Source organism: Actinomycetota bacterium, assembly GCA_019347575.1.
GTDB lineage: Bacteria > Actinomycetota > Nitriliruptoria > Nitriliruptorales > Nitriliruptoraceae > JAHWKY01.
Genome location: JAHWKY010000082.1, coordinates 1 through 6,015 on the forward strand (window position 1 = coordinate 1; position 6,015 = coordinate 6,015).

5 protein-coding genes are annotated in these 6,015 nt (G+C 69.9%); 4 read left to right on the plus strand and 1 reads right to left on the minus strand.

What is annotated here, in order from left to right; genetic code table 11:
* The coding region (locus KY469_22140) for a HAMP domain-containing histidine kinase (GenBank protein ID MBW3665797.1) at window positions 1–1,470 on the plus strand (1,470 nt) is incomplete at its 5' end.
* Between the two features lie 25 nt (window positions 1,471–1,495).
* On the opposite strand, the gene KY469_22145 is transcribed toward KY469_22140, so the two are convergent.
* Entirely contained in the window at window positions 1,496–2,050 is a 555-nt protein-coding gene (locus tag KY469_22145) for a carboxymuconolactone decarboxylase family protein (GenBank protein ID MBW3665798.1), read from the minus strand.
* 190 nt (window positions 2,051–2,240) lie between these two features.
* Here KY469_22145 and KY469_22150 point away from each other — a divergent pair, with 190 nt between their 5' ends.
* The 3 genes from KY469_22150 to KY469_22160 all read left to right on the plus strand — a co-directional run bounded on the left by KY469_22150 (window position 2,241) and on the right by KY469_22160 (window position 5,945).
* Window positions 2,241–4,082, plus strand: coding sequence for a glycoside hydrolase family 15 protein (locus KY469_22150; protein ID MBW3665799.1), 1,842 nt, complete (start codon window positions 2,241–2,243; stop codon window positions 4,080–4,082).
* 2 nt (window positions 4,083–4,084) lie between these two features.
* Window positions 4,085–4,477 (plus strand): hypothetical protein, encoded by a 393-nt coding sequence (locus KY469_22155; protein MBW3665800.1) that lies wholly within the window; start codon window positions 4,085–4,087, stop codon window positions 4,475–4,477.
* Between the two features lie 313 nt (window positions 4,478–4,790).
* Entirely contained in the window at window positions 4,791–5,945 is a 1,155-nt protein-coding gene (locus KY469_22160; GenBank protein ID MBW3665801.1) for an FAD-dependent oxidoreductase, read from the plus strand.
* Window positions 5,946–6,015 lie beyond the last annotated feature (70 nt).

Sequence of the window (6,015 nt, forward strand, 5' to 3'; positions counted from 1 at the left end):
ACACGATCCGGTGAGGGATGCATGGCCGGTTGGGCTCGTACGTCGCGGTCCCTGGTGGGTCGGTTCGCATTGGCCGCCGCGGTCGTGTTCGTCGCCGTCGGGATCGCGACGCACGTCCTGCTCGGGCGGATCGTCACCCAGCAGTACCGCGACTTCGCAGACTTCCACGCCGAGTTCGTCGTGGGGACCGTCATCGAGGACCACCTGCGTGTGGAGGACGTGCAGGAGCCGGTACGTGGCGAGCGGTACGACGAGTTGGCGGACCTGGCCCACGAGTTCGTCCTCCTCGAGGACGTCTTCCGCGTCAAGATCTGGCGTCCGGACGGGACGATCGTCTTCTCCGACGAGCCGCGTCTGGTCGGCGAACGCTTCGAGGGGGAACGGTTCGAGATCCGCAAGGTGATCGCCGACGGGCGTCACAGCGAGGTGACCGACCTGACAGGAGACGAGCACACCTACGAGCACGATCTGGTCGATCGCGCCGTGCAGACCTACGTCCCTATCGAGGTGGGTGGGTTCCCGGCCGTCGCAGAGATCTACCAGGACTTCGCACCCACCGCCGCCGCGACCGCGGACTTCACGCACGTGCTCGACGGGGTGCTCGCGATCGGTCTGATCGTGTTGTACGTGCTGCTCCTGCCGGTGGCCCGGCGGGCAGGACGCAAGCTAGGCGACCAGGCCGACGAGCTGGCGTCGCAACGCGACGAGCTGGAACGGCTCCTGTCGCAGGAGAAAGAGACCGTGCAGCGGCTCGAGGAGCTGGGGGACATGAAGGACACGTTCCTGACCGCGGTCTCCCATGAGCTGCGAACGCCACTGACTGTGCTCAAGGCCGGGGCGCAGACGCTGGACCGGCGCCGCGACGATCTCGACCCGGCGATGCGTACGCAACTGGTCGAACGGATCGCGGAGAACGCCCAACGGCTGGACGAGCTGCTGTCGAGCCTGCTCGATCTCGACCGGCTGACCCGCGGGGTCGTCGAACCGGACCGACGGCCCACCAACCTGCGGGCGCTGGTGCACCGGGTCCTGGAGGAGGTGTCACCCCGCCGCCCCGTCGTCGCCGAGGTCCCCGACGTCGAGGTCCGGGTGGATCCCGCACAGGTCGAACGGATAGTCGAGAACCTCGTCGTCAACGCCATGCGGCACACCCCGCCCGGCGGTGCTGTCGAGGTCCACGCCGACGTGCACGACGACCACGTCCTGCTGCGCGTCGACGACGAGGGCCCGGGCGTCCCCGACGACATCAAGCGTTCGATCTTCGACCCGTTCCGCCAGGGTCCGTCCCTGCACCCCGAGTCCCCCGGGACCGGCGTCGGTCTGTCGCTCGTCGAGCGGTTCGCCCAGCTGCACGGTGGTCACGCCTGGGTCCAGGACCGTCCAGGAGGCGGAGCCTCCTTCCAGGTCCGGCTGCCCTACGCCCCGCTGCGGGGAGCGGCGCCGGTCGCGGAGCCGGTCGCACACCTCTGACCGTCCCGCTCTGAGCGCCCGTGGGTCATCCCTCGTCGAGTCCGGGCGCGAGCGGCAGGTCGATCTCGGTGCCGGTCAGGTGGTTGAAGTAGTTGGTCACGATCGCCCGGATCGTGTCCGCGAACGCCTCGAGGATCTCCACGTCCGACCAGCCCGCATCGATCGCGGTCTGCCAGGTGCCGTCTTCGACGTAACCGGTGTTCCCGGCGACCTCCCGCGCGACCGCCAGCAACGCCGACAGCTTCTCGTCGAACTCGCGCTCGCGGCCCTCGCGGATCGCGACCGTCTGGTCCTCGTCGAACCCCGCCTTCTTGCAGCCCACCGTGTACGCCGACTGGCAGTACCCGCAACCGTTCACCGCGGAGACCGCGAGGTGGATCGCCTTGCGTGTGGCCAGATCCAGCGAGGTCTTCTCGCTGATCGCCTTCTCAGCGGACACGTACAGGTCGATCACCGCCGGGGCGTGCGCCATCTCGCCGTGGATGTTCAGGACCTTGCCATGTTTCGCCTTCAGACCCTTGAGCAGGTCCCGGCTCCCGTCAGGTGCGTCATCGACGGTATGGACGGGTACGCGTGGCATCGTCGTTCCTTCGTCCGGGGCGTCGTCTCGCCGAAGCCAACACGAAGCCATCGCTCTGACTTCCTTCCGTCCCTGGACGGACGTCCGGAAACCCGCCAGCCACAGGGCACACGGTGGAGGGCCCGGTCTGAGGAATGTCTGTCCGTGTGCACCGGTTCCCGGACCGGGACCCGCCGATCGAGGAGAACGGATGTCCGACCGTCCGATCGCCGACCACGCGCTATTGAGCGACTGCCAGTCGGCGGCACTGGTCGACCGGGACGGGTCGGTGGAGTGGCTGTGCTTCCCCCGGTTCGACAGCCCGTCGGTGTTCGCGCGGCTTCTGGACGACGGCGACGGCGGGCACTTCTCGGTGCGCCCGACCGGCGATGCCGAGGTGACCCGCCGGTACATCGACGGGTCGCTGGTGCTGGTGACGACGTTCGAGACCTCGGACGGCGTCGTCGAACTGACGGATGCGTTGGCGATGGCCGAGAGTGTCCGTGGCCACGACCTCGGAGACGGGTCGCCGCACGTGCTGTTGCGGCGGGCTGTCTGCACCGAAGGTCAGGTCGACCTGGCGGTGTCGTTCGCACCCCGGTACGAGTACGGGCTGACGACCCCGCTGGTGCGTGAGGTCGACGGCGGCGTGATCGCCCGAGGAGGGCCGGTGGCGCTGCGGCTGTCGACCGACGTGCCCCTGGTCGTCGAGGGTCCGGTGGTCCACGCAACGGTGAGTCTGTCGGCAGGCGAGAGTGTGTCGTTCGCGGTGTCGTACGGCTCAAGCTGGCAACCGTCTTCGGAGCCTTGGAGCCCGGAGCAGGTCGCCGACCGGCTGGACGACACGGTCGCGGCGTGGCGGTCCTGGAAGGAGCAGCATCAGCGCTACGAGGGCCCGTACGCCGATCTGGTGGACCACTCGGGCCGGGTGCTGCAGGGTCTGACGTTCCAGCCGACCGGTGCGATCGTCGCGGCCGCCACGACCTCGCTGCCGGAGGTCGTGGGGGGTGAGCGCAACTGGGACTACCGCTACGCCTGGGTGCGCGACGCCAGCTTCACGCTGGATGCGTTGTGGGTTGCGGCTTGCCCGGATGAGTCGCGAGCGTTCCTGGACTACCTGACGACCGCCGCCAGCTCGGTGTACCGCCGCCGTGAGCTGCAGATCATGTTCGGGGTGGGCGGGGAGCGTGACCTGTCGGAGCGTGAGCTGAACCACCTGTCCGGGTGGCGGGACAGCCGCCCGGTGCGGGTCGGCAACGGCGCCTGGCAGCAGGAGCAGTTGGACGTGTACGGCGAGTTGCTCGCCGCGGTCCATCGGTTGCGGGACCAGTTGAGCGACCTGGACGACCAGGAGCAACGCTTCCTCGTGACGCTGGCCGATACGGCTGCCGAGGTGTGGACCGAGACCGACCACGGCATCTGGGAGATCCGCGGCGAGCCCCACCACTACCTGTACTCGAAGCTGATGTGCTGGGTGGCACTGGATCGTGCGATCGACCTCGCTGGCGCTCTCGACGCTTCCGACAGGATCGAGGCGTGGAAGCGGACCCGCGACGAGGTCCGCCAGGCCATCCTCGACCGCGGATGGAGCGATGAGGCCGGTGCGTTCACGCAGGCCTTCGGGACGACCGATCTGGACGCGTCCAACCTCGTGATCTCGATCGTCGGGTTCCTGCCGGCCGACGACGAGCGGGTGCTGGCCACGATCGACGCGACCGCCGAGCGGCTGACGGACGAGCACGGGCTGGTCTACCGCTACCGGGCCCACGACGGTCTCGCCGGAGAGGAAGGCAGCTTCCTGCTGTGCACCTTCTGGCTCGCAGAGGCGTACGCCCGCTCCGGGCAGACCGAGCGAGCCCGGGAGGTCTTCGAGCGGGCGGTCGGGTTCGTCAACGACGTGGGCCTGCTGTCGGAAGAGGTCGCCCCGGAGAGCGGTGAGCTGATCGGCAACTTCCCGCAGGCCTTCAGCCACATCGGCTTGATCAACGCGGCCTGGGCGATCGCGCAGGCGCAACAGGGCACCGCCGCGGGCGACGACCGGCCGGGGGACTAGACATGCAGACGCGACAGCGCCAGGCCAGCGAGGGACGTCCGCGGGACGATGAGAACCGCCTGCGCCTGCCCGCGACGCGGATCGGCCTCGCCTCTGGGCTGGTCGCGATCCTGTGCTGCGTCGGTCCGGCTGCTCTCGCCCTTGTGGGGCTGATCGGTGGAGCGACCGCCTACACCCTGGCGACCGACCTGTACACCGAATGGGGCTGGTGGTTCCGCGCCGCCGGGTTGCTCGTCGCGGCAGGGTTGGTCTGGATCGCGTTACGCCGGCGGGACGCGTGTCACGTGGACGGTGTCCGACGGTCGGGGCGCAGCCTGATGGTCATCCTCGTGGTGGCGGGCGTGACCTACGGTGCGATGTACGCCCTGACGACCTGGCTCGGGACGTTCGTATGACCGACGGTCGTTACGACCTGGCGGTCATCGGGGCTGGGACAGCTGGACTGATCGATGCCCAGGTGGCCGCCGTCGCGGGCGCGAAGGTCGCACTGATCGAGCGGGATCGAACCGGCGGCGACTGCCTGTGGACCGGATGTGTGCCGAGCAAGGCGTTGCTCGCGGCGGCCTCGACCGCCACACGATCCGTCACGCCGACCGTGTGGGGATCCGACCGTCGGAGCTGGAGATCGACCGGGCCCAGGGCGCCGCCCACGTGCGTCGCGCCCAGGCCGACATCGCGCCGCAGGACTCGCCCGAACGTCTCCGGGGCATGGGGATCGACGTCCTCGACGGGCACGCGAGCTTCACCGGCAGCGACCGCCTCGACATCGACGGCAGATCGATCGGCTTCCGGGCGGCCGTGGTCGCCACCGGTTCCACGCCCGTGGTCCCCGACGCGCTCGCGGACGCCGAGCCCCTCACGACGGACACGGTGTGGGACGAGCTGGAGGACCTGCCTGGCCGGTTGACCGTCGTCGGGGGTGGTGCAACGGGGTGTGAGCTGAGCCAGGCGTTCGCCCGGTTGGGCCACGACGTGATCTTGATCGAGGCGGCCGAGCGGCTCCTCCGGGAGTTCGATGCGGACGTGGGGGCTGCCGTGGCTCGACAGCTGTCGGCGGACGGGGTTGAGGTCCTGCGTGGCACCTCGGTCACGGGCGCGTCGCCGTCGGCGGGAGGGACGCGGTTGAAGATCGGATCGGATCGTGACGCGCTGGCGGTCGACCGCGTGATCGTCGCCGTCGGACGCCACCCGGTGACCGACGGGTTGGAGCTGCCGGCGGCCGGCGTGCAGACGGACACGGACGGCGTGGTGATCGTCGACGACACGCTGCGCACGACCACGCCGAACATCTTCGCTGCCGGGGACGTCGTGGGCGGACCCAACCTCACCCACCTAGCCGCGCACCACGGTGCGACGGCGGCCGCCAACGGGCTGTTCCTGCTGCGCAGGACCGTGCAACGTCGCGCGGTCCCGACCGTCGTGTACACCGACCCCGAGATCGCGCACGTCGGCGTGACCGCCGAGCGTGCACGCCGCCGCCTGCCGGACGCCGCCGACGTCATCGACCTCAGGTTCGACGAGATCGACCGTGCGATCACCGACGGGCGGACCGACGGGTGGGTCCGGCTGATCGCCGCACGCGGCCGGCTGGTGGGCGCGACGATCGTCGCGCCGCACGCCGGGGAGTCGATCGCCGCGCTGGCCGACGTGGTACGCCGCCGTGGCAGCATCGGCGACGTCGCGGCCACGATGCACCCGTACCCGACCTACAGCATCGCGGCGTACCAGGCAGCGGCACGCCACCGTTTGGCCGGCCTCGCCCACGATCGGGTGCGGACCGTGACCGGGCTGGCCCTCGACGTGCTGCGGACGGGGGCGGACCTCCGCCGCGGCTTCACGCTGCTCACGCGTCGTCTCCGCTGAGGAACGCCCGGAACGAGTACCAGAAGGGCAGGGCGACGAGCAGGGTGCCTCCCAGCAGGTTGCCGATGCC

Excerpts from the sequence above, each read along its gene's own strand:
- KY469_22145 (MBW3665798.1), bottom strand. The coding sequence starts at position 2,050 with ATGCCACGCGTACCCGTCCATACCGTCGATGACGCACCTGACGGGAGC.
- KY469_22150 (MBW3665799.1), top strand. The coding sequence starts at position 2,241 with ATGTCCGACCGTCCGATCGCCGACCACGCGCTATTGAGCGACTGCCAG.
- KY469_22155 (MBW3665800.1), top strand. The coding sequence starts at position 4,085 with ATGCAGACGCGACAGCGCCAGGCCAGCGAGGGACGTCCGCGGGACGAT.
- KY469_22160 (MBW3665801.1), top strand. The coding sequence starts at position 4,791 with ATGGGGATCGACGTCCTCGACGGGCACGCGAGCTTCACCGGCAGCGAC.